Annotated in this window: 10 protein-coding genes and 1 pseudogene; 7 read left to right on the top strand and 4 right to left on the bottom strand. The window is 67.5% G+C overall.

Annotated elements, in window-relative coordinates:
* Positions 1 to 85: 85 nt before the first annotated feature.
* The 5 genes from BN972_RS31230 to BN972_RS27790 all read left to right on the top strand — a co-directional run bounded on the left by BN972_RS31230 (position 86) and on the right by BN972_RS27790 (position 17,184).
* Positions 86 to 9,136 (top strand): non-ribosomal peptide synthetase, encoded by a 9,051-nt coding sequence (locus tag BN972_RS31230; protein ID WP_148305402.1) that lies wholly within the window; start codon positions 86 to 88, stop codon positions 9,134 to 9,136.
* Positions 9,115 to 11,187 carry a thioester reductase domain-containing protein gene (locus BN972_RS31380; RefSeq protein ID WP_235192488.1) on the top strand — a complete coding sequence of 691 codons (2,073 nt, stop codon included), beginning with the start codon at positions 9,115 to 9,117 and terminating at the stop codon, positions 11,185 to 11,187. Before BN972_RS31230 ends, BN972_RS31380 begins: the two co-directional genes overlap by 22 nt.
* 32 nt (positions 11,188 to 11,219) lie before the next feature.
* Positions 11,220 to 12,896, top strand: coding sequence for an ABC transporter ATP-binding protein (locus BN972_RS18455; RefSeq protein ID WP_158086311.1), 1,677 nt, complete (start codon positions 11,220 to 11,222; stop codon positions 12,894 to 12,896).
* Positions 12,897 to 12,911: 15 nt separating this feature from the next.
* Positions 12,912 to 15,131 carry an MMPL family transporter gene (locus tag BN972_RS18450; RefSeq protein ID WP_036360476.1) on the top strand — a complete coding sequence of 740 codons (2,220 nt, stop codon included), beginning with the start codon at positions 12,912 to 12,914 and terminating at the stop codon, positions 15,129 to 15,131.
* Between the two features lie 118 nt (positions 15,132 to 15,249).
* Positions 15,250 to 17,184, top strand: a complete 1,935-nt coding sequence (locus tag BN972_RS27790; RefSeq protein ID WP_051545583.1) for a serine/threonine-protein kinase — start codon at positions 15,250 to 15,252, stop codon at positions 17,182 to 17,184.
* 2 nt (positions 17,185 to 17,186) lie between these two features.
* On the opposite strand, the gene BN972_RS18440 is transcribed toward BN972_RS27790, so the two are convergent.
* The 3 genes from BN972_RS18440 to BN972_RS18430 form a co-directional block, all read right to left on the bottom strand.
* Positions 17,187 to 17,855, bottom strand: coding sequence for a VIT1/CCC1 transporter family protein (locus BN972_RS18440; protein ID WP_080696993.1), 669 nt, complete (start codon positions 17,853 to 17,855; stop codon positions 17,187 to 17,189).
* Positions 17,856 to 17,980: 125 nt separating this feature from the next.
* The gene (locus BN972_RS18435) at positions 17,981 to 19,246 is read right to left on the bottom strand and encodes an APC family permease (RefSeq protein ID WP_051545581.1); all 1,266 of its coding nucleotides are present in this window, start codon (positions 19,244 to 19,246) and stop codon (positions 17,981 to 17,983) included.
* Positions 19,247 to 19,263: 17 nt separating this feature from the next.
* Complete coding sequence (locus tag BN972_RS18430) at positions 19,264 to 20,700, bottom strand: wax ester/triacylglycerol synthase family O-acyltransferase (protein ID WP_036360472.1); 1,437 nt, start codon at positions 20,698 to 20,700, stop codon at positions 19,264 to 19,266.
* A gap of 173 nt (positions 20,701 to 20,873) precedes the next feature.
* Here BN972_RS18430 and BN972_RS18425 point away from each other — a divergent pair, with 173 nt between their 5' ends.
* Positions 20,874 to 23,051, top strand: coding sequence for a glutamine synthetase III family protein (locus BN972_RS18425; RefSeq protein ID WP_036360470.1), 2,178 nt, complete (start codon positions 20,874 to 20,876; stop codon positions 23,049 to 23,051).
* 88 nt (positions 23,052 to 23,139) lie between these two features.
* On the opposite strand, the gene BN972_RS18420 is transcribed toward BN972_RS18425, so the two are convergent.
* On the bottom strand, positions 23,140 to 24,573 hold the full coding sequence (locus BN972_RS18420; RefSeq protein WP_036360468.1) for a PPE family protein: 1,434 nt from the start codon (positions 24,571 to 24,573) through the stop codon (positions 23,140 to 23,142).
* A gap of 224 nt (positions 24,574 to 24,797) precedes the next feature.
* On the opposite strand from BN972_RS18420, the pseudogene BN972_RS18415 reads away from it, so the two are divergent.
* A pseudogene (locus BN972_RS18415) lies at positions 24,798 to 25,884 on the top strand (PE family protein); the annotation flags it as partial.

Here is a 25,884-nt window from a genome sequence, read left to right as displayed (position 1 = left end):
AAACCCCCTCGGCCCGTTCTCCGCACTGCAAACTGCCGACGCGCTGTCGGGTGAACGGGGGCAACGGCTGGCCCTGGAGGCCGTCGTGTTCGCCGGTGAAGCCCTTGAGCCGCAACAACTTCGACCATGGCTACGCAACCACCAGCAATCACCGCGGTTGTTCAACCTGTACGGCACCACGGAAACCACCGTGCATGCCTCGTGGCGGGAGATCGTTGCGCGGGACACCGAAAGCGGCGCCAGCCCCGTTGGCGTGCCGCTGGACCACCTCGCCTTCATGGTGCTGGACGAATGGCTGCGGCCGGTCCCGGACGGGATCGCCGGAGAATTGTACGTCGCGGGCGCCGGGATGAGTGTTGGCTACCTGCACCGCGCGGGACTGACCGCGACACGATTCCTGGCGTGCCCGTTCGGCGCTCCCGGCACCCGGATGTACCGCACCGGCGACCTGGTGTCCTGGACCCCCGACGGGCAACTGCACTACCTCGGACGCGCCGACGAACAGGTCAAGATCCGCGGCTACCGCATCGAATTGGGGGAAGTCGAGAACGCCCTGCTGGATTGCCCGCATGTCACCCAGGCGGCCGTCACCGCACACCACCGCGGCACTGGAGGGGCCCACCTGGTCGCCTACCTCACCCTCGCACACGGCGCCGATGACGGAAGCGCCGACGACGCCGTCCAAGAATGGCAAGACCTGTACGACCAGCTCTACCACGACCAGGCCGCACCGCCGGAATTCGGCAGCGATTTTCGTGGCTGGAACAGCAGCTACACGGGTGAGCCGATCCCGATCGAGGAAATGGAGGAGTGGCGATCGGCCACGGTGGACCGGATCATGGCGCTGCGGCCGCGAAAGGTGCTCGAGATCGGCGCGGGTTCCGGGCTGATCCTGGAAAGGATCGCGCCCCACTGCGAAACCTATGTCGCAACGGACAATTCAGCGGTCGCCGTGGACGCCCTGGCGCGGACCATGGAGCGTTTGCAAATCCCGTGGCGTGACCGCGTCCAGCTGCTGAGCCGGCCCGCTCACGTCACCGACGCGCTGCCGCGCGGCCATTTCGACACCATCATTCTCAACTCGGTGGTCCAATACTTCCCGCACGCGGACTATCTGATCGAGGTCATTGACAACGCCATGGAGCTGCTGGCGCCAAGTGGGTCGTTGTTCCTCGGTGACGTCCGCAACCGAGCGCTGCACGGCGCGTTCCACACCGCGGTTGCGCTGGCCCACGGTGGCGGCACTGCCGCCGAGGTCCGCCAGCGGGTCCGGCGCGCGATGCTGAGCGAATCCGAATTGCTGCTTGCGCCAGAGTTCTTCACCACCTGGGCGGACCGACAGCCGTTGGTGGCGGGGATCGACATCCAGGTCAAGCGCGGTGTCGCCGACAACGAACTCACCCGGTACCGCTACGACGTCGTCGCCCACAAGGCCCCGACCGCGACACGCTCGCTGGCCACCGCCCCCGTCCGCGCCTGGGCGCAGTGCGACGGCTCAGCCGGGCTGCGTGACCACCTGAGCGCGCAGCGCCCGACCGCCCTGCGCGTCACCGGCATTCCCCGCACCGGACTCATCTCCGACGTCCGGGCCGAACAGGCCCTCGAGAGCGGCGATCCCGACTCCGCCGAATCCGGGACGCTCGAAAGCCGCACACCGGAGCAGCTGCACCGCCTAGCCGCCGACACCGGATACCGCGTCGCCGTCACCTGGGGCAGCGAATCCGGCACACTGGACGCGGTTTTCGTCGCCGCCGCCGACACGAGCACGCCGTTGAGCGATATCTACCGGCCCACCGCCCGCCGGGCCACCCACGCCAACGACCCCCGCGCCAACGCCAAGATAACCGCGGTACGTCAGCGGCTGAAGGAGCGACTGCCCGCCTACATGGTGCCCGCGCAGATCATGGTGCTCGACGAATTCCCGCTGACTTCCGCCGGCAAGCTGGACCGCAAACGCCTGCCCGCACCGGAGTATCAGCCAGCGGATCGGTACCGGGCACCGTCCGGCGCCGTCGAGGAGATCTTGGCCGGCATCTACGCGCAAGTCTTGGGGTTGGAGCGGGTCGGGGTCGACGAATCGTTCTTCGAGTTGGGCGGGGACAGCATCCTGTCGATGCAGGTGGTGGCGCGGGCCCGGGCGGCGGGTGTGGTGTGCAAGCCGCGCGACATCTTCGCCGAGCAGACGGTGGCCGGACTGGCGCGGGTGGCCGGGGTAGCCGACGATGCGAGCTCTGTTGCCGACGACGGTTTGGGGCCGGTGCCGGCGACTCCAATCATGCACTGGCTGCGGGAAATAGCCGGTCTCGTCGAGCAATTCAGCCAGGCGGTCGTGCTGCAGGCGCCGAGTGGGACCACCGAGACCGACGTGGCGGTGCTGCTGCAGGCCCTGCTGGACCGGCACCCGCTGCTGCGGCTTCGAGCTAACGACGCGGCAGATGGCTCCTGGTCGCTGTGGGTTCCCGCGCCCGGCACGGTCCCCGCCACGCGCTGCCTGCGCACCGTGGACACACTGTCCGAAGCGGAGCTGGCGGCTGCCCGGTCCCGGCTGAATCCGGCCGCCGGCGTGATGCTCAGCGCACTGTGGGTCGGGTCCACCGGGCGGCTGGTGATCATCATTCACCACCTTGCCGTCGATGGGGTGTCCTGGCGAATCCTCCTCGAGGACTTGGCTTTCGCCTCGGCTCAGCTACGCGCCGGACATCCGGTGGCGTTGCCCGGGATCGGGACGTCATTCCAGCGGTGGGCGTCGTTGCTGAGCGAGTACGCGCACCGGCCCGTCGTTGTGGACCACGTCGCCGCCTGGCGGCAGGTCGCCGACACGCCGGCCGCCCTGCCCGCACCGCATCCCGAGCTGGATACCCATGCCACGGCCGGGCGCGTCTCCTTGGACCTAGACGTCGAGACCACCCGCGCGTTGCTGGGTGTGGTGCCGACCGCGTTCCATGCTGGTGTGCAGGACATCTTGCTGATCGCGTTTGCGTTGGCATGTAACGAGTTTCTCGGCGGTGTCGAGGCGCTTGGCATCGACGTCGAGGGCCACGGGCGCCGCGACGACATGGCCCCGGATCTCGACCTGTCGCGCACCGTGGGGTGGTTCACCGCTAAGTACCCGGTGTCGTTGCGTGTGGGTGAGCTGGATTGGGCGCATGTGGTGGCGGGCGGGGCGGCGTTGGGTGTGGTGGTCAAGGACGCCAAGGAGCAGTTGCGGGCGCTGCCGGATGGTTTGACGTACGGGTTGCTGCGCTATCTGAACTGCGATGTCGATCTGGACGGGCCGGACCCGGCGATCGGCTTCAACTATTTGGGTCGGCTGGGCGCCGCGGCGGTCGAGAATCCCGGCGACACCTGGCGACTCAGCCAGGACGGGGTGCCTGCACCCCCGCTACCGATGCCGTTGGCGCACACGGTGGAAGTGAACGCGGGCACCGTCGACACCCCCGCCGGGCCCGAGCTGCACGCCGATTGGATGTGGGCGCCGTCGGTGTTGGATCGTGAGCGGGTTGTGCGGTTGGGGGAGTTGTGGTTTGCGGCGTTGGGTGGGATTTGTGCGCTTGTGCGCGGCGGTGGGGGTGGGTTGACGCCGTCGGATATTGTGCCGGCGCGGTTGAGTCAGGGTGAGCTCGATGAGTTGGCCGGGCAGTTGCGCATCGCGGATGTGTTGCCGCTGACCCCGATACAGCGCGGGTTGCTCTTCCACGCCAGTGCCGCCCCAGGCGACGACCAGGTGTACGCCGTACAGCTCGATCTGCACCTGGCTGGTGCGCTCGAGCCGGGCCGGCTCCGGCACGCGCTGGACACGGTGGTCCGCCGGCACCCGAATCTGGTGGCCCGGTTTTGTCCGCAGTTCGATGAGCCGGTGCAGGTGATTCCGGCTGATCCGGTGGCGGTGTGGCGTTATGTCGAGCTGGATGCCGGGTTGGACGGGTCCGGTGTTGAGGCCGAGGTTGCGCGGGTGTGTGCTGCCGAGCGTGCGGCGGTGTGTGATCTGGGACGGCCGCCGGCGTTTCGGGCGGTGTTGATCGGTATGGGTGGGGATCGGTATCGGTTTGTGTTGACCAATCACCACATTGTGGTTGATGGCTGGTCGATGCCGATTGTGTTGCGCGAGATCTTCGCTGGGTATCAGGGCCAGCGGCTGCCCGCGGCGGTGCCCTACCGCAATTACGTGCGCTGGCTGGCCGACCGTGACCTCGATGCCGCCCGCGCCGTCTGGCGAAAAGTGCTGGCTGATTTCCCATCTCCCACGCTGGTCGGCCCGCCGGATCGGCTCAACCTAGGCCGACGCGACGTGGCCCAGTTTCAGGTGCCGGAGCGGACCACGCGTGCGGTGGGTGAGTTGGCGCGGGCGTGTCGTACCACGGTGAATACGGTGTTGCAGGGTGCTTTTGCGCAGGTGTTGATGTGGTTGACCGGGCAGCAGGATGTGGTGTTCGGGATCACGGTGTCGGGTCGGCCCGCTGAGGTGGTGGGTGCGGATTCGATGGTGGGGTTGTTGATCAATACGGTGCCGGTGCGGGTGCGGTTGAGTCCGTCGATGACCGCGGTGGATTTGTTGGGTCAGTTGCACCGGGTGCACAACGACACCTTGGAGCATCAGCATTTGGCGTTGACCGAGATCCATCGGCTCAGTGGCCACGACCGACTCTTCGACACCCTCTTCGTCTACGAGAACTACCCAATGGACCTGAGCGGATTGATGGACGGTATCGCCGTCAGTGCCAGCAGCACCCGCGACTACACCCACTACCCGTTGACCATCCGCGCGATGCCTGGGGTGGAGTTGGGGTTGCGGGTGGAGTTCGATACCGCGGTGTTGGATGCCGGACGTGTTGGGGTGGTGGTGGATTGGTTCATTCGGGTGTTGGTGGGGATGACCGCCGATCCGCGGTGTCGGTTGGCGGTGCTGGATCTGTTGGGTGCTGGTGAGCATGCGGGGTTGGCGCGGTGGGGTAACCGGGCGGTCTTGAATGAGTCCGGCACGAACCCGAACCCGGTGTCGATTCCGCTGTTGTGGGCACAGCAGGTGGCGCGCACGCCGGCGGCGGTGGCGGTGGTGGGGCAGGGTCGGTCGATGACCTATCGCGAGTTGGAGGAGTCCGCGAACCGGTTGGGGCATTTGTTGTCTGGGTTGGGGGTGGGTCCGGGTCAGTGGGTGGGGTTGTTGGTGTCGCGTTCGGCGGCGGCGGTGGTGGCGATGCTGGCGGTGCTCAAGACTGGGGCGGGGTATGTGCCGATCGATCCGGGGTTGCCCGATGAGCGGGTCGATTTCCTGGTGGCCGATGCCGCCCCGAGTGCGGTGTTGACCACCGCGGGGTTGGCGGGGCGGTTGGCCGGGCACTCGGTGGCGGTCATTGATATCGAGGATCCGGGTCTGCGCAGTTATCCCGCTACGGCGTTGCCGCTGCCTTCCGGGGCCGAGGTGGCCTACCTGATTTACACCTCGGGGACCACCGGTGTGCCTAAAGGTGTTGCGGTGAGCCAGCATAACGTGACGCAGCTGTTGGCTTCGATGCGCGCCAAGCTGCCCGCGGGCGGGGTGTGGTCGCATTGGCACTCGCTGGCCTTTGATGTCTCGGTCTTCGAGATCTGGGGCGCCCTGCTGTCGGGGGGACGGCTGGTCATCGTCGAAGAATCCGTGGCCCGCTCACCCGAAGACTTCCACACCCTGCTGGCCACCGAACACGTCACCATCCTCAGCCAAACCCCCTCGGCCCTCGAGACGCTCGCTCCGGAACGGCTGGGATCGACCGCGGTGGTGGTGGCCGGTGAGCCCTGCCCCGAAGAACTGGTGGATCGCTGGGCACCGGGGCGCGTGCTGATCAACGCCTACGGCCCCACCGAAACCACGATCTATGCCGCCACCAGTGCACCGCTGCGGGCTGGGTCCGGGGCGGTGCCCATCGGCACACCGGTGCCGGGTGCGGCGTTGTTGGTGCTGGACGGGTGGCTGCGGCCGGTGCCGGCCGGCGTTGTCGGGGAACTGTACGTGGCCGGCGCCGGCGTCGGCGTCGGCTACCTGCACCGCGCGGGACTGACCGCGACACGATTCCTGGCGTGCCCGTTCGGCGCACCCGGCACCCGGATGTACCGCACCGGCGACCTGGTCTCCTGGACCCCCGACGGGCAACTGCACTACCTCGGACGCGCCGACGAACAGGTCAAGATCCGCGGCTACCGCATCGAACTCGGCGAGGTACGCGCTGCATTGGCCGCGCTGGATGGCGTGCAGCAGGCGGTCGTGATCGCCCGCGAGGACCAACCCGGCAACCGGCGCCTGGTGGGTTACGTCACCGGGTCCGCGGACCCGGCAGCGATGCGTACCCAACTGGCCGAGCGGCTACCGGCCTACCTTGTTCCCGCGGCGGTGGTCGTCTTGACCGCACTACCGCTGACGGTCAACGGCAAGCTCGACACCCGCGCCTTACCGGCACCGGAATATCAACCCCGCGAGCGCTTCCGGGCCGCCACCACACCGGTGCAGGAGATCTTGGCCGGCATCTTCGCCCGGATTCACGGGCTGCAACGAGTGGGCATCGACGACTCATTCTTCGATCTGGGCGGCGACTCATTGTCGGCGATGCGCGTGCTGACCGCGATCGCCGCGGCCTTCGACGTCCGCCTGCCGGTGCGGGTCCTCTTCGACGCGCCGACGCCCGCGCGGTTGGCCGACCACCTCAACGGGGCCGGCGCCGCCGTAGCGCCGTTGACCACTCAGCAACGGCCCGAGGCCATCCCGCTGTCATTCGCGCAACGCCGGCTGTGGTTCCTCGACCAGTTGATGGGACCTTCGCCGGTCTACCACATGGCAGTGGCGCTGCGCCTGGACGGACGGGTTGACGGCGACGCCCTGGGTGTGGCGCTGGCCGACGTGGTCGCCCGGCACGAGAGCCTCCGGACGGTTTTCTCGGCACCAGCGGGTGTGGCTCAGCAGGTGGTGCTACCGGCCGACACCGTAGAGTTGGGCTGGAGCATCGTCGATACCACTGGGTGGCCGCCGGTCAGGCTGACTCAGGCGATCGGTGCCGCGGTTCGGCAACCGTTCAACCTTTCCCGCGAAATCCCTTTTCGAGCAACCCTTTACCGGATCAACGAGGACGAGCACATCCTGATGATCGTGGTACACCACGTCGCCGCGGACGGGTGGTCAGTGGCACCGCTGGCGCACGACCTGAGTGTGGCCTACGGCAGTCGGCGCGCGGACCGGGCACCCGGCTGGGACCCGTTGCCGGTGCAGTATGCCGATTACACGCTATGGCAGCGCAATATCCTTGGCGACCCGGACGACCAGGACAGCCGCATCGCGACCCAGTTGGCGTACTGGCAACGGCATTTGGCCGGACTGCCCGAGCGCGTGCAGCTGCCCACCGACCGGCCCTACCCGCCGGTTGCCGACTATCGCGGGGCCAGCGTGGCGATCGATTGGCCGGCGGAACTGCAGCGCCGGGTGCGCAAGACAGCCCGTGAGCACAACGCCACCAGCTTCATGGTGGTGCAGGCGGCGCTGGCGGTTCTGATCGCCAAGCTCAGTGCCAGTTCGGATGTCGCGGTGGGTTTCCCGATCGCCGGGCGCAATGATTCCGGCCTCGACCAGCTGGTCGGTTGCTTCGTCAACACGCTGATCCTTCGCGTTGACCTGAGTGGTGACCCCACCGTCGCCGAATTGCTGGAACAGGTGCGTCAGCGCAGTCTCGAGGCCTACGAGCATCAGGACGTGCCCTTCGAAGTTCTGGTGGAGCGGATCAACCCGACACGATCGCAAAGCCACCATCCGCTCGTCCAGGTCATGCTGGCCTGGCAGAACAACACCGTGCCCGACCTGAACCTGGGCGATCTGCGGGTGACGCCGGTACCGCTGGAAGCCCGCACCGCGCGGATGGACCTGGGGTTCTCCCTCGCCGAACGGTTCACGGCAACAGGCGATCTCGCCGGTATCGGGGGGACGGTCGAGTTCCGCACCGACGTATTCGACGCCGCCGGCATCGAGTTACTAGTCGATCGGTTGCACTGCGTGGTGTCGACGATCACGGCTGACCCGGCGACAAGACTGTCGTCGGTGAGCCTGCTCGTTGACGATGAGCGTTCCCGGCTGGACCAGTGGGGGAATCGGGCAGCGCTGTCCCGGCCGGTCCCGGCCGGAGTCTCGATTCCGGGGGCGCTCAGTGCCCAGGTGGCGCGGACACCGGACGCGGTCGCGGTGCGTTGCGGAGACCGCTCGATGACCTACCAGGAGCTCGACGAAGCATCGAACCGGCTGGCGCGTTTGCTTATTGACCGTGACGCAGGACCCGGACGGTGTGTCGCCCTACTGCTGACCCGGTCCATCGAGGCCGTGGTGGCCATTACCGCGGTGCTCAAGTCCGGTGCCGCATACCTACCGATCGACCCCGCGAGACCGACATCGCGGGTCGGGCTGATGCTGGCCGATGCCGCACCAATCGCCGTGCTCACCCAAGCGGGCCTGGCCGATCGGCTCGACGGGCACGATGTGCCCCTCATCGATGTCGGCGACCCCGCCCTGGCCACCTACCCGTGCACCGGCCTGCCGGGCCCGGTCGCGGACGACCTTGCCTACCTGATCTACACGTCGGGCACCACCGGCATGCCCAAAGGTGTGGCGATCACCCACCGCAACGTGATTGAGCTGGTGAGCTCCCTCGACGCCTGCCTGCCACGCGGCGGGGTGTGGGCGCACTGTCATTCCTACGCCTTCGATGTCTCGGTCTGGGAGATCTGGGGCGCACTGTTGCGTGGCGGCCGGTTGGTGGTGGTCAGTGAACAGGTAGCGGCCTCGCCGACCGAGTTCCACGACTTGCTGGTCGCCGAGCGGGTCACGGTGCTTGATCACAGCCCGTCCGCGGTGGCGGCGTTGTCGCCGCAGGGCCTGGACGACCTGGCGCTGGTGGTCGGTGGCGAAAGTTGTTCTGCCGCCGTGGTAAACCAGTGGGCCGACGGCCGGCTGATGGTCAACGCCTACGGGCCGACCGAAACGACGGTCGACGCCTGTAGGAGCGCACCGCTGACGGCCGGGTCATCCGCCGGGCCGCCGATCGGTACACCCATCCCGAGCGCGGCAGTGTTCCTGCTCGATCACGCCTTGCGTAGGGTCCCCCCGGTGTGGTGGGAGAGCTTTACATAGCCGGAAGCGGTGTCGGCGTTGGCTATTGGCGCCGGATGGGACTGACGGCGGCGCGATTCGTGGCCTGCCCCTTCGCCGCGGGGACCCGCATGTACCGCACCGGCGACCTGGCTTACTGGGGGCCCGACGGACACCTGCGGTATGTCGGACGAGCCGACGAACAGGTGCAGATCCGCGGCTACCGGATCGAGCGCGGTGACGTGCAGGCGGCGCTCGTCACCGCCGAAGGTGTAGACCGCGCGGCGGTGATCGCGCGCGAGGACCGGCCCGGTGAGACCCGGCTGGTCGGTTATGTGACCGGCACGGCCGACCCCGCCTCTGTCCGGGCACAGGTCGCAAAGCGGCTGCCGCCCTACATGGTTCCGGCCGCCGTCGTGGTCGTCGACGCGCTGCCGTTGACTGCCAACGGCAAACTCGACACCCGGGCCCTGCCCGCGCCCGAATACACCGACCCCGCACGCTACGTCGCTCCAGTGGGACCGACCGAACGGGTGATCGCCGAAATCTACGCACGAGTCCTCGGGCTTGAGCGGGTCGGGGTGCAGGATTCGTTCTTCGACCTGGGCGGCGACAGCATCTCCGCGATGCGGCTCATCGCCGCGGTCAACGGGGCCCTGGAGGTTCGGCTGCAGGTGCGCGACCTGTTCGACGCGCCGGACGTACGGGGGCTCGCCGGCAAGACGATCGCCGGCCCAGCGGATGACCCGCTGTTCCGCGCCGTACACGGCAGCGAACCCACCACGGTGTACGCCAGCGACCTCACGCTGGACAAATTCCTCGACGCACCTACGCGCAACGGCGCACCGGCGCTCGCCGGGCCCAGCGCCGAGGTGCGCACCGTGCTGCTGACCGGCGCGACCGGCTTCGTCGGGCGCTATCTGGTTCTGCAGTGGCTGCAGCGGCTCAAACTCGTCGGCGGCACACTGATCTGCTTGGTGCGGGCCGACTCCGACGACGATGCCCGCCGGCGCTTGGAACGGATCTACGACATCGGCGATCCAAACTTGTTGCGGCATTTCCGCGAACTGTCCGCCAGTCATTTGAAGGTCATTGCTGGCGACAAAGCCGACGCCAACCTCGGGCTGGGCCAGCAGGACTGGCGGCTACTGGCGGACACTGTCGACCTGATCGTGGATGCCGCGGCCGTGGTGAACGCCGCCCTACCCTACGCCGAATTGTTCCGGCCCAACGTCGTAGGCACCGCCGAACTACTGCGGCTTGCGCTCACCACCACCCTGAAGCCTTACGTCTACGTCTCGACCGCCGACGTCGGCACCCAGATCGAACCCGAGAGGTTCACCGAGGACGCCGACATCCGGATCATCAGCCCCCGCAGATCCGTCAACGCCTTGCCCGCCAACGGCTACGGGAACAGCAAGTGGGCCAGTGAAATCCTGCTGCGCGAAGCCAACGACCTGTGCGACCTGCCAGTCACGGTGTTCCGCTGCGGGATGATTTTGGCCGACCCCGCCTACTCGGGCTTGGTGAACGCCTCGGACACCGTCAGCCGGATGGTGCTCAGCGTGCTGGCCACCGGCATCGCACCCGCCTCCTTCTATCGACAAGATGCCGCCGGCAACCGCGCGAGTGCGCACTTCGACGGCCTGCCCGCAGGATTCGTCGCCGAAGCCATCACCACGCTGGGGCCGCCGGCCGCGGCATCCGAGGCGTCCGCGTTCCGGACGTATCACGTGATGAACCCCCACGACGACGGCATCGGTCTCGACGAGTATGTCGACTGGCTGATCGAAGCCGGGCACCCGATCCGCCGTGTCGACGACTTCGGCGAGTGGGTGCGCCAGTTCGAGGAAGCACTGCAGGGCCTGCCGGAGAAACACCGCCGCCACTCGGTGTTACCGATGCTGCTGATGCGCAATTCCGGCACGGCGAGTCCGCTGCGGCCCAGCAGCGGAGCCTACGCGCCGACCGATCAATTCCGCGCCGCCGTCCGGAAGGCGAAAATCGGTCCGGACCATGACATTCCACATATCGGTGCGCCGAACCTCCTGCAGTACGTCACCGATCTGCACCTGCTCGGGTTGCTCGACTGATGCTCAACTTGCTTCGTGGACACCGACTTTCGATGACGGTGAGCGTTGCGCTGCTCGTCGCGGCGACCGGACTCATTCTGCTGCAGCCTGTCCTGGCCGGCCGCCTGGTCGACCGGGCCACGGTGGGCTCGCCCAACGCCGCGCTAGCCGCGGCCTTGTTGGCCGCCCTCGCCGGACAGCTGCTGCTGGAGGCGGTGGGCCACTTCCGCCTGGACCGCACCGGCGAGCACATCGTGCTGCGATTGCGCGAGGACTTCAGCGATCATGTGGTGCGCCTGCCGATCGGCGTCCTGGACCGCGGCCGCACCGGCGAACTGCTTGCACGCGCAACGAATGACACGAGCCTGCTGGGCGATATGCCGCGTGGCGTCGGTGACTTGGCGTTCGGCATCCTGACCCTGCTCGGTGCCGGGATCTTCATGATCGCCATCGATCCGGTCACCGTGATCGTGGTGGTCGTGGTGATGGCCGTGGCGTTCGGCGCGGGCAATCCGTTCCTGTCCCGGATTCAGCGTGCCGCACTGGATCGTCAAGCGGCGCTGGGTACTTACTCGGCGGGACTGGATCGAGCCCTCGGTGCGGCACGCACGGTGAAGCTGTTCGGCGCCGAGGACCGCGAAGTGAGGTTCATCGGCCACAGCGCGCGGGCCGCCTACCGGTCGGGCGTCCGCATCGCCTCCTCGACAGCGATCAACCTGCTCGCCATCCGGTTAGGCGTCAACGGTTCATTCCTGGCGATCATGATCATCGACGGGCGCCGCGTCGCCGGCGGGGGATTGTCCGCCGGGCAGTTCGTCAGCCTGTTCGCGTTCGCCATGTACGCCGTATTTCCGATCACCGCCGGCTTTACGGCGCTCGCCACACTGCGCACCGCGGCCGGCGCCTATCAAAACTTGACCGCCACCCTGGGCGAACTGCCGGAGAGCGATTCACCATGCGACGAACGGGTAGCCGCCCGACCCACGCCGCAGACCGGTGCGCCGCTCGTCGAGTTCGATCACGTCTCGTTCGGCTACGCACCCGGGACAGCCACCGTCCTGCACGACGTGTCCTTCACCCTGCAGCGCGGCCAGGTCACCGCGCTGATCGGCCCGTCCGGCGCCGGCAAATCGACGATCCTTGGGCTGCTGTGCCGCTTCCACGACCCGACCACCGGGACCGTGCGCTGGGAAGGGCGCGACTACCGCAGCATCGGGTTGCGGGAACTGCGCGGCCGATTGGGGCTGCTGGAGCAGGATGCGCCCGTGCTGCACGGCACCATTCGCGACAACCTGCTTATCGCAAATCCACATGCCGTCGACGACGAGTTGTGGCAGGTGCTGCGGCAGGCCAACATTGCCGACGAGATCGCCCGGCTGCCGGCCCAACTCGACACCCCGGTGCTCGAGCGCGGGCGCAGCCTCTCCGGTGGGCAACGCCAACGCCTGGCGCTGGCCCGGGCGTTCCTGTCGCGGTCGGAGCTGATCCTGATGGACGAACCGACGGCCCACCTCGACCGCGCCAACGAATACGACGTGATGAGCAACCTGCTGCAGGCCCGTGGACAGCGCAGCCTGCTCGTCGTCGCCCACCGGCTGTCCACCGTCACCCATGCCGATCAGATCCTGGTCCTGCAGCACGGGCGGATCCAGGCCACCGGCACCCACTCCGAACTCCTACACACGCCCGTGTACCGCGACCTCATCGAACACGAACTCGTGCGGCACTGAGCGGAAGGAATCGTCGTGCTGTCCCGGATCGCCCACCTCGCCATCAACTCACCACGCCGCGTCATCGCCGTGGCGGTGCTGGTGATCATCGGTGCCGCGGTCTTCGGTGTTCCGGTGATCCGGCACCTGTCCGCCGGCGGGCAAACCGACCCCAACGCCGAATCCTCACGAGCGTCCGCGCTGCTGTCGCAGAAATTCGATCAGGGTGATCTGACCATGGTGATCGCGCTGACCTCCGACGCCGGCGCAAAAGGGCCGCAGGCCCGCACGGTGGGCACGGACCTGGTTGCCCGACTGAAGAATTCGCCAGAGGTATCCGAAGTGCAGTCGGCGTGGACCGCACCCCCGGAAGCGGTGTCGGCATTCATCAGCAAGGACGGCAAAACCGGCCTGATTGTGGCCGCCATCTCCGGCGGCGAAAGCGACGCCCAACGCAACGCCATGCGGCTGTCTGAACAACTTGTGCATGACCGCGACGGTGTCACGGTGCGCGCGGGCGGGGACGCGACGGTGTACTGGCAGGTGAATGCCCAGACCCAACGGGACCTGTTCCTGATGGAGTCGGTGGCGCTGCCGATGAGTTTCCTGGTGCTCGTCTGGGTTTTTGGGGGCTTGGTCGCTGCTGCGCTGCCGGTAGCGGTGGGGGTCTCGGCCATTCTGGGCGCCCTGGCATCGCTGCGCGCGATCGCGCTCGTCACCGACGTGTCGATCTTCGCGCTGAATCTCGCCGTCGCGATGGGCATGGCGCTGGCCGTCGACTACACGCTGCTGATCCTGAGTCGATTCCGGGATGAACTGGCCGACGGTCAATCTCGCGAGGCGGCACTGCTGCGCACGATGGCCACCGCCGGCCGGACTGTGTTGTTCTCCGCGGTGACGGTCGCCCTGTCCATGGCCACGCTGGTGTTGTTCCCGCCGTATTTCCTGAAATCGTTCGCCTACGCGGGCACAGCGGTCGTCGCGTTCGCCGCGACGGCGGCGATCACGGTGACACCGGCGGCGATCGTGCTGCTGGACCGGCGGCTGGATGCTTGGGACGTTCGCCCCCTGATGCGCCGCACCATGTGGGGAACGAGCCAACAAGCGAGCCCCTGGCAGGGTCGCTCCTGGTACGAATGGACGAAAGGGGTGATGCGCCACTCGATTTCGATCGGAGTTGTCATCGTCGCGCTGCTGTTGCTGCTCGGCTCGCCCTTCTACCGGGCCAAGTGGGGGTTCGCGGACGACCGGATACTGCCCACTTCCGCGTCGGCACGCCAGGTCGGTGACCTCCTGCGAAGCGGCTTTCCAGAGCGCGGCGTCCCAGACATCACCGTGGTGCTGCCGCAAGCCAATAGCCTGAGTCCGTCCGAGCTCGACGGTTACGCCGCCGCCCTGTCCCGCGTGCCGGAGGTTTCCTGGGTTTCGGCGCTGGGCGGCACCTTCGTCGATGGCGGGCGGTTCGGACCGCCTTCGGCGCCCTACGGGTTCCGGGACGGCAGCGCGTTCATGACGGTGCGCACCACCGCGCCGTTGTACAGCGCCGCGTCGACCACCCAGCTGGACCGGTTGCACGCCGTGCCCACGCCCAAGGGCATACCGATGTGGTTGACCGGTGTGGCACAGAGCAATCGCGACAGTGTGCACGCGATCGCCTCGCGGCTGCCGTGGGTGCTCACGCTGATCGCGGTTATCGCCCTGCTATTGATCTTCCTGCTGACCGGCAGCGTGGTGCTCCCGGTCAAGGCGGTACTGATGAACACGCTGTCGTTGACCGCCGCTTTCGGTGCGCTGGTCTGGATCTTCCAGGAAGGACACCTGGGCGGGCTAGGCACCGCCGCCACCGGAACGCTCGGTGTGCAGCTGCCGGTCTTGTTGTTCTGCATCGCTTTTGGGCTCTCGATGGACTACGAGGTCTTCCTGATATCACGGATCCGGGAGTACTGGCTTGCCTCGGACTTCGGCCCGCAGGCCAACGATGAGAGCGTCGCGCTGGGCGTGGCCCACACCGCGCGGGTGATCACCGCGGCGGCGCTGATCATGGCGATCTCCTTCTCCGCGTTGATGGCCGCGCAAGTGTCGTTCATGCGGCTGTTCGGGTTCGGGTTGACGGTGGCGGTGTTGGCCGACGCCAGCCTGGTTCGGATGCTGTTGGTGCCGGCTTTCATGCATGTGTTCGGGCGCCTCAACTGGTGGGCTCCCAAGCCCCTGGCTCGCATCCACCAGCGGTTCGGATTCAGTGAAGGCAGCTCTTGACGCAAGAATCTCGCAAGAATTTCTATTAGATGCAGCAAGCGTCGGGCGGCAAGGTACCTGGTGTCGGTCGCCTTGGCCGGCGCCGCCAGGACGCTTACCGCAAAGAAAAGGGACCGACGTGGACACCACCCACCCCCACATACTGACCACCGGGCAGGTGTTCGCCGGGTTCAAGATCATTCGTGTCCTGGGTGCCGGGGGAATGGGCACCGTGTACCTCGCGGCGCACCCTCGGCTAGCGCGCGAGAACGCGCTGAAAATCCTGCCCAGGCAGTTCAGCGACGATCCGATGTATCGCGCCCGGTTCGAGCGGGAGGCTGAGTTGGCCGCCGGCCTGGACCACCCCAACATCGTGCGCATTCACGACCGCGGTGAACACGAGGGACAGTTCTGGTTGTCGATGGACTACGTCGCGGGCACCGACGCCGCGCGGTTGATGAAGGACAGGTTTCCCGGCGGCATGCCGTTGACCGAGGCGCTGCCCATCATCGCCGCCGTCGCCTCCGCGCTTGACTACGCCCACGAAAGGGGGCTGCTGCATCGCGACGTCAAACCGGCCAACATCCTGTTGGCCGAAGACGACGGGCAGCCGCAGCAGGTCTACCTGGCCGACTTCGGTATCGCCCGCCGCATGGACGATGCGACTCCCCGACTTACTTCGACCAACATGACGGTGGGCACCGTGGATTACGCCGCGCCGGAGCAGTTGAAGGGTGAGGCGCTCGATGGCCGTACCGACCAATATGCGTTGGCCTGCACGGCTTTTCATCTGCTGACCGGTACACCGCCCTATGGCGATTCCAATTCGGCGGTGGTGATCGCGCAGCACGTCAGCGCGCCGCCGCCGTCCATCGGGGTACTTCGTCCGCACCTGGCGGACCTGGACTGGGTGTTCGCGGTCGCGATGGCCAAAGACCCATCCCGCCGGTTCGCCAGCTGCCGCGAGTTCACCGACCACCTGGCCCGCCAATTGGCCCCGGGATTCGCCTACGCCGACGAGATCCCGGGCGACACCGGCATCACGTATCGACCGGAGCCGCTCAGCGCCACCATGCCGGCGCTGCCCGCGGTAGCGCCGCACTCCGACAAGAAGCCGGGCAGGCGCCGGGGTGTACTGGCCGGTGCTGTGCTCTGCGCGGCACTGCTGATCGCCGGCGCCGTCTTCGCCGGCATCAAGCTCACCTCCCGACCGCACCAGCAGGCGTCGGGCAATCCGACACCGACCAGCGCGGCACCGCCGCCCAACACCGGTCCGTTCACCGGCGTCTATCAGGTTGAATACGGGGTTGTCACCGGCATCGACGACCAGCCCGCCGAAGCCGCCGTCACCCCGACCACTGAGTTGTGGGGTGTGCGTTCGGTCTGCGGTTCCGCTGGTTGCATCGCGACCGCGTCTCGGGTCAGTGGTGAGACGATGCAAGCTCCCACGATGGTGCTGGACCAGATCGGCGGCAGCTGGGTCGCAGTGAGCACCGGCTCCACCAATTGCGGGAACCTGGTCGGCGAAGTCTGGGAAACCTTTACCCTGCAACCACTTCCGGGCGGCAACTTCTCCGGCGAAGCCATCCAGACCATGGCCAAGGGCTGCACGAACAAACGCCCCGTCACCTTCACCCGCACCGGCGATGTCGACCTCAAGAGTCTGCCCGACCCGGCCACGCTGCCGGCGCGGGTGCCCTCACCGGCAGCTGGAGTGCACGGTCATTACCGGCAGAACAGCACCCAGCCCAATGGGTTCAAGGAGCAGCAGGATTTCGCGGCGCGCACCGACTGCCTGCGCACCGGGGCCAGGTGCCTGACCCTGTTCCACACGGCGCCGGCGACCGCCATGGTGCTGCTCTACAGCGACGGAACCTGGACCTACGAACGGGAATTCGACGCCAAATGCTGGAAGGGTGGCATGGCGCACGTGAAAATCACTGTGCCCTTCGCCTTGCCGCAGCCAGCAGAGGATCCGATCTCATTGCTGACCGGTCACGGCAATGAGGAGATCACGGGCACGTCGTGCCCCAGCACCACGGTCGACGTACAGTTCTCACGAACCGGCGACTAGCCTCACCCGATCGCGGTGCCGAACAGATGGCCGACACCATAAGTGAACGCCAAACCCGCGGCACCGCCGAGAACCACCCGCAGTACCGCGCGGCGCACGCTGCTCCCGCCAATGCGGGCACTGACCGCACCGGCCAGACCCAGCGCGACAAGCACCGCGATGAAAGTCACCGGCACCCGGAAAGTGGCCGGCGGCAACAGGATCGCCACCAGCGGCAGCATCGCTCCGGCGACGAAAGACGCCGCCGAGGCCGCCGCGGCATGCCATGGGTTGGCCAGATCCTCGGGATCGAGCTTCAACTCCACCTCGGCATGGACGGCGAACGCATCACGGGCGGTCAATTCCTTCGCCACCTGAGCGGCGGTGTCGGGCGACAGGCCTTTGTCCTCGAAAATGGCGGTCAGCTCGGCCAATTCGGTGTCGGGAGTCTCTAGCAGTTCGTGGCTTTCCTTGGTCAGCAGGGCCTGTTCACTGTCGCGCTGACTGGACACCGAAACGTATTCACCCAACGCCATCGACACCGCGCCCGCTACCAGACCCGCCAGTCCGGCGGTGAAGATCGGTCCGCGCTGCGCGGTGGCGCCGGCGACACCGACCACGATGCCGGCCACCGACACGATGCCGTCGTTGGCGCCCAGCACCGCCGCCCGCAACCAATTGAGGCGGTCCATCGCGCCGTCGGCGTGTGGCTCGGCCGGATGGGCGCCGCGCGCGTCGTCAAGTTGCTCATCAACCACGAGGTAGAGCCAACCGCACCGGCGCGGATCGCGCCAGCAAGCGGAGGCTCACCAAAGACCTACCGCCGCCGGGAGCGGGCCCAGAACAGCGCCGCGCCCAGCGCCAGCACTCCGGCGCCAGAGATCGCCGACGTCAACGGCAGTGCGAAGGCCACCACCACGCAACCCAACAACCCGCACACCGGAATGACTTTGGGCGGCGCGCCTTCATCGGAGCCCAAGGTGAACGCGGAGGCATTGGCGACCGCGTAGTACACCAGCACCGCGAACGAGGAGAATCCGATCGCGCCGCGCAGATCGACCGTTGCCGCCAGCACCGCGGCTACCGCTCCGACCGCCAGCTCGGCGCGGTGCGGAACCTCGAACCGCGGGTGGACCGCGTCCAGCCGACGCGGGAGATGGCCGTCCCGTGCCATCGCCAGGGTGGTGCGAGACACTCCCAACATCAGCGACAACAACGAGCCCAGCGCGGCCAGCACCGCGCCGCCGGCGACGACCGGCAGCAACCACGGCAGGCCGGTCACACGCGCCGCCTCCACCAGTGGTCGGCCCGTCGTGGCAAGGCGCTGCGGCCCCAACGCGATCAGCACGGCGACGCCCACCGCGGCGTAGACCGCCACGGTTATCGCCAGCGCGATCCCGATCGCCCGGGGAATGGTGTGTGCCGGATCCCGGACTTCCTCACCCAGCGTCGCGATGCGCGCGTAGCCGGCGAACGCGAAGAAGAGCAACCCCGCCGCCTGCAGCACCCCGCCGCTGGACACGCCTGCGAAATCAGTCAGGTGAGCGAAATCACCTGCGTGCGTACCGAACACCGCTGTGACCACACTCGCCAACACCACCAGCACCGCGGCGACGATGATCCGGGAGACCCACATTGACTTGCGCACACCCAGGTAGTTCACCACCGTCAACGCCACCAGGGCAGTGACCGCGACCAGGTGGGCGTGGGCGGGCCAGGCGTACCACCCGACCGTGAGCGCCATCGCCGCACAGGAGGCGGTCTTGCCGACCACAAAACCCCACCCGGCCAGGTAACCCCAGAATTCGCCCAGCCGCTGCCGCCCGTACACGTATGTGCCACCGGATGCGGGATACAGCGCGGCCAACCGGGCCGAGGAGGTCGCGTTGCAGTACGCCAACAACCCGGCCACTGCCAAACCGATCAGCAACCCGGCTCCGGCGGCGTGGGCCGCGGGGGCCAGCGCGGCGAAAATGCCGGCACCCAGCATCGAACTCAACCCGACCACCACGGCATCGGCGACCCCCAGCCTGCGCCGCAACCCGATGCCGTTACCGGAGCCAGGTGCCTTATCTGCAGTCACGCCACCACGCTACGGCGTCACCCCGTGGCGGCGAGCAGCTCGTCAAATGCGCGGTCCATGCATTCGGCGTACCTGGCCGGGTCGGGAAGCGCATCGCGGTCGGCGGTCGCGCTGATCGACAGGATTCCGTCGTAGCTGGCAACCACGTGGCAAAGGTTCAGGCCGCCGATCAGCGGTCCGAGGCCGGCGGCGCGCAGCAGGCGGGCACCGTGGAAGAAGATCGGGACGGTCGGGCCCGGCACGTTCGTGACGGTCGTGTTGGCGACGGTGGGGCCGGAGAACGGAAGCACGCTGGCGGCTTTGGCGGTCACCCCAAGCAGCGCCGTCGGCAACGTCGCTACCAGTTCGAGCAGCTGCGCCCTGCTGGAATGCTCAGACTCCGAACGGCTTGCGGCTGTCGATGCGGCGATCGTGGCGAGCCGTTCCAGCGGATCGGCGATGTCGGTGCCGAGCCCCTGCAGACGGCCGAATAACATGTTTCCCTTGGCGCTTTCGTCGCCGGCCTCGCGCAGCGAGATCGGGCACGCCGCAACCAGCGACTCTTCGGGCAATTCGTCGTGCCCGGCCAGATATTCGCGCAGCGCGCCGCCGACGTAGGCCAGCGCCACATCGTTGACGGTTGCGCCCGGCACCCGCGCCTTGATCCTCTTGAAATCAGCCAGATCGTGAAACCTGGCCTCGAAGACGCGGTGCGGTGACACAGTCTCGTTGAAGCGGGTCTTGGGCGGAAACGAGGGCCTGCTGCCCTCGGCGACGCTACTCACCACGCCGCCGACCAGTTTGCCGGGCACACCCAGCAGGCCGCGGACGATCTTCGGTGTGCTCGACAGGACGACTCTGCCCACCCGCACCGGGTGCAGCGCGGCGTTGACCGCCGTGCGGGAAAGCAGGTCCGCGGTCGAGGGGAGCGGCGCCGGCTGCCACGGCCGGTCCGGACCCGCGGGCCGCGGGCCGTCCGCGGCAAGATCGTGCAGCGCCGCGATCATCTGCACGCTCGCCATCCCGTCGACCGCGCAGTGATGCAGTTTCAGTGCCATCGCAAAGGAGCCTTTCGGCACACCGGGAACCGCGTTGAGGCCCTCGATGACGGTGATCTCCCACGGCGGACGGCGCAGGTCGATCTGCCGGGCATGCAGCCGAGCCACCTGAATACACAACTGCCGCCAATCGCCGGGTTGCGGCAGCCCGATGTGCCGGACGTGATATTCGAGGTCGAAGTTCGGGTCATCGACCCAATACGGCATGTGCAGTCCGCCCGGCAGCTCGGTCAGGCGGCGTCGGAAAACCTCCGCCAGATGCAGCCGCGCGTCCAGTTCCTCGAGGATTCCCTTGAACGTCACCCTGCCGCCGGGAGCGGTGGACGGGTCGTAAATCAGCAGCATCTGGATCTGCAGCGGCGTGGCCGGACCCTCGGCACGCAGCATCATGTCGTCGCTCCAGCTCAGCTGCTGCACCGCAAGGCCCCCTTGCTAGCCGTCCGAGTCCGCTTCGACAGGCATGTCTCACGGTCGCAACCAATACTGCTCCATCGTTGACGCCGCCGTAACAGATCCGCCATCGAACGTCTCTACGGTGAGGCGGTCCAGCGTCCGCCGATCCCATCGCGGACCCCTTATGGAGGAACTCAATGAGCGGAAACGCGGTCCGCCTGCAGGCGATCAACAACGTCGAGGCCTACGTCCCCCCGGCCATCAGCTTCGTGCCGGGCGAGACACCGGGAGAAATCTTCGGCTCCAACGTCTTCACCAAGGCCGAGATGCAGATGCGGCTGCCCAAGTCGGTGTACAAGTCGGTGCTGGCGACGATCGAGAAGGGCGCCAAGCTGGACACGGCGGTCGCCGACTCGGTCGCGGCGGCCATGAAGGACTGGGCGCTGGAAAAAGGTGCCACGCATTACGCGCACGTGTTCTATCCGATGACCGGCTTGACCGCCGAGAAACACGACAGCTTTCTCGAACCCGTCTCCGACGGGCAGACGCTGGCGGAGTTCGCCGGCAAGACTCTCATCCAGGGCGAGCCCGACGCATCCAGCTTCCCTTCCGGCGGGCTGCGCAGCACCTTCGAGGCGCGCGGTTACACCGGTTGGGACGTCACCAGCCCGGCTTACATTCTGGAGAACCCGAACGGCAATACGCTTTGTATCCCAACGGTATTCGTCTCGATGACGGGCGAAGCGCTGGACTACAAGACGCCGTTGCTGCGCAGCCAGCAGGCAATGGGTGTGCATGCCGAACGGATCCTCAAGCTGTTCGGGCACGGTGATCCCGAGAAGGTGGTGTCGTTCTGCGGCCCGGAGCAGGAGTACTTCCTGGTCGATCGGCATTTCTTCCTGGCGCGGCCGGACCTGATCAACGCCGGCCGTACCGTGTTCGGCGCCAAGCCGCCCAAAGGCCAGGAATTCGACGATCACTACTTCGGCGCGGTGCCCGAGCGTGTCCTGGGCTTCATGATGGACACCGAGCGTGAGCTGTTCAAGCTCGGCATACCGGCCAAGACCCGGCACAACGAGGTCGCTCCGGGCCAATTCGAGGTTGCGCCGATGTTCGAGCGGGCCAACCTTGCCTCCGACCACCAGCAGCTGCTGATGACGGTCTTCAAGACGCTGGCCAAGAAGCACGGCATGGAATGTCTGTTCCACGAGAAGCCGTTCGCCGGCGTCAACGGTTCGGGCAAACACGTCAACTTCTCGGTCGGCAATGCCGAATTGGGCTCGCTGCTGGTGCCCGGCGACACTCCGCACGAGAACGCCCAGTTCCTGGTTTTCTGCGCCGCGGTGATCCGTGCGGTGCACAAGTTCGCCGGCTTGCTTCGGGTGTCGGTCGCCTCGGCCACCAACGACCACCGCCTCGGTGCCAATGAGGCGCCGCCGGCGATCATCTCCATCTTCCTCGGCGAGCAGCTCGCCGACGTCTTCGAGCAGATCGCCAAGGGCGCGGCCACCTCGTCAAAAGGCAAGGGCACCATGATCATCGGGGTGGACACGTTGCCACCGCTGCCGACGGATCCCGGGGACCGCAACCGCACCAGCCCGTTTGCGTTCACCGGCAACCGATTCGAGTTCCGCGCACCGGGTTCCGGACAAACGGTTGCTGTCCCGATGATCATCCTGAATACCATCATGGCCGATTCCTTCGACCACATGGCAACGATTCTGGAGCAGGCCGTCGAGGACGGTGAAGACTTCGATGCGGCCGTCCAGAGACTGCTTACCGACGTCATCACCGAGCACGGCGCGGTGGTGTTCAACGGTGACGGGTACTCGGAGAACTGGCAGATCGAGGCGGCTGAAAGGGGGCTGCCGAACCTCAAGACCACGCTGGACGCCATTCCCGAGCTGATCAAGCCCGAGTCGGTCGCGGTTTTCGAAAAATACGGTGTCTTCAGCGAACGTGAGTTGCACAGCCGCTACGAGGTCCGACTGGAGCAGTACGCGCTGACGATCGCGGTCGAGGCGAAACTGGCGCTGGAGATGGGCACCACGGTCATCCTGCCGGCCGCGATCCGCTACCAGACCGAGCTCGCACAGAACGTCGCGACGCTGAAGGCCGCCGGTATCGAACCGGTAACGTCTGCGCTGGAAGCTGTTTCGGCTCCACTCGGTGAACTCACCGCCGCGCTGGCAACCCTGAAGTCAGCACTGACGGAGCACTCCGCCACCTCGGCGCTGGAAGAGGCGACACACGCTCAGGCCGAACTGCTGCCCGCGATGGCGGCGGTGCGAGCCGCGGCCGACGCCTTGGAAGGTGTCGTCGCCGACGACCTTTGGCCGCTGCCCACGTACCAGGAGATGCTCTACATCCTGTGAGAACCGTCGTCGGGCGTGGGGGCCGGCCGCAACCGCGGACCTGGTGATTCCCGGCCCTCACGTCCGGCGACCCACGAACGCGGTCCGCTCAGTCGGTGAGCGGGTCATAGCTGCCCGGCATCATCGGGACCACGTGCGCGTCCGTGAACGGGTCGCCGGCGAGCGTCACAAGTCCGGATGCCGGACGGACTTCGGATCTCGTTGCGGTGCCCGCGAATCCGAGCGGTCCAGCGCCAGTAAAGGAACCAGAGACGTCAACGGGCGGCGCGTCGGGCGATGAGTCCGGGGTGTCGTCCAACGTGAGGAACTCGTCGCGGTAACCGCGGCTCTTGTTCGCACCGCGGCGGTGCCGGCGGGCTCTCGCACTGCCGGTGGCCGCTGTGGCAGCACTCTCCGCCGCCGCGATCCTCGATGCCGGCGCCCCGGCGGCCGCCTTGTTGTGCAGCAAAGGCCCGAGGGTGGGGCCGGGCCCCGGTCCACCGACAAGATAGGCGAACCCGGACGGGCCGGCGTGCGGCGGCGACGCCGGTGCGGTGGCGGTGGCCGTCGTGACCTGGGTGGCGACGCTGTGCGTCGGCGCCGCACCGGCGGTCGTCATCGTCGGTGCGGCGCTGGCGACAAGAAGCGCCACCGGCATTCCCGCGACCACGGCGGGGGCCGCTGCGATCAGTTCGCCAGGAGCTTCGGCGACGGCAGACAGCGCGGACAGGCCCAATGCCAACGGGATCGTGCCGAGTCCCGGCCCGGCGACCGCGGTATACATCGGCGATCCCATCACCCCGAAGACCGCCGAGTAGGCGAACACGAAGAACAGCGGCATCCAAGTGACCGCGGCTGCCGCAGGATCGGCCGCGAAGTCGATGATCAGTTGCACCACGGTGCCAATTGGGTTGAGCACCAACCCCTTCAGGGCCCGATACATCTCGGTGAAGTGTTCGGACCAGACCAGCAGTTCTTCGATCGGGTCGGTGGGCGGGGTAGTAGCCGGTTCCGCGGGCGCGGCGAGAATCTCCGGTGCGGGTGCCGCCGGCGTGACCGAAGCCAGCGCCGAATCCGAGACCGATTGATAGACCGCCATTGCCGTCGCGGCCTGGACCCACATCCGGACGTAGTCGGCCTCGTTCACGGCGATCGGAATTGTGTTGATACCGAAGAAGTTCGTCGCGACCAACGCCGCATGGATGGCATGGTTGGCCGCGAGGTCGGCCGGCGTGGGCATTGCCGCCAGGGCCGCGACATAACCCGTCGCCGCGGCCTCGTGCTGTGCGGCGGCCACCGCGCTGACGGCGCTCGCCTGGGTCAACCACGCCAGGTACGGCAGATGGGCCGACGCGTACCGGGCGGCGGTCGGTCCCTGCCAGGATCCGCCATGCACGGCGGACAGGGCGGCGGCCAATTCTGCCGCCACCTCGGCGTACCTGGCGCCCAGCCCCTCCCACGCCGATGCGGCCGCAAGCAGCGATCCAGGCCCCGGACCGCTGCTCAGCAGGGTCGAATGCACCTCCGGCGGCGTGGCCTCCATACGGTCATCGGCAATCCCAGGACGCGGAACAAGTCACCCGAGTCTCCTAAAGTTTGGTTACCCTAACCTTATTTGCTGAGGAGTATTGCACAACCTCACCCACAAGTGGATGAACCTTGGACGCAGCGTGATTGTTCGGTCAGCAATGTCGGCATGCCCGGGATATGGTGACGCGCAATGGGAAGCGCGTTTACTACTGAACCGCTTTGGTTGGGGGTTATCTGATGTCGTTCTTGGTTGCATTACCGGACGTGTTGGGAGCAGCAACCGAGGACCTGGCCAGGATCGGCTGGACCGTCGCCGAAGTTCATTCGGCCGCGGCGGCCTCGACCACCGGAATACTGGCGGCAGCCCAGGACGAAGTGTCGGCGTCCATCGCTGCGTTGTTCTCCGAGCACGGGCAGAGCTACCAATCCCTGAGTGCCCAGGCGGCCGCGTTCCACCAGAGGTTCATCCAGGCCTTGGCGGCCGGCTCCAACGCCTACGCGAATGCCGAGGCGGCCAACGCCGCGCCGTTGCAAGCGGTGCTTGATGCCGTGAACGCACCGATTCAGACGCTGACCGGACGCCCGCTCATCGGTAACGGGGCCAACGCCGCGCCGGGGTCCGGACTCGACGGGGCCCCTGGCGGCTGGCTGATGGGGGACGGCGGCGCGGGTGGCTCGGGAGCGCCGGGCCAGAAAGGCGGAAACGGGGGTGCCGCAGGATTATTGGGCACCGGGGGAGTCGGCGGCGCCGGCGGCAGCGCGGCCACCACGTTGAGCGCGGGCGGCGCCGGCGGCAACGGCGGGGCGGGCGGCTGGCTGGCAGGCAACGGCGGCGCCGGAGGCACCGGCGGAACCGGCGGGGTGATCTCTGGCAGCGGCGGCGCCGGCGGCAGCGGCGGGGCCGGAGGTCTACTTGGCGGGGCGGGAACGGCGGTAACGGCGGATTGAGCCCGAACACCGTTGGTGGTACCGGCGCGGCGAACGGCACCGGCGGCGCCGGCGGGGCCGGTGGCAACGGCGGCCTGCTCGGTGGATTCCTCGGTTCCGGCGGCGGCAACGGCGGCACGGGCGGTGCCGGCTTCTTCTCCGGCGGTCACGGCGGGGCCGGTGGCAGCGGCGGATTGATCGCCGGGTTCGGCGGGTCGGGCGGCGACGGCGGGGCCGCAACCCACGTCCTTCAGGCCGGCGGAAGTGGCGGCAGCGGCGGCAGCGGCGGAAACGGCGGGCTGCTGTTCGGCGCCGGCGGCGCGGGCGGCGACGGCGGATACAGCCCGGTTCAGGGTGTCGGCGGCAGCGGCGGCCGCGGTGGGAACGCGGGGTTGTT

It is taken from the genome of Mycobacterium asiaticum DSM 44297 (genome assembly GCF_000613245.1).
Taxonomy (GTDB): Bacteria; Actinomycetota; Actinomycetes; order Mycobacteriales; family Mycobacteriaceae; genus Mycobacterium; species Mycobacterium asiaticum.
The sequence above is the reverse complement of the archived record's forward strand: the minus strand, read 5'-3'. Positions and strand labels throughout refer to the sequence as shown.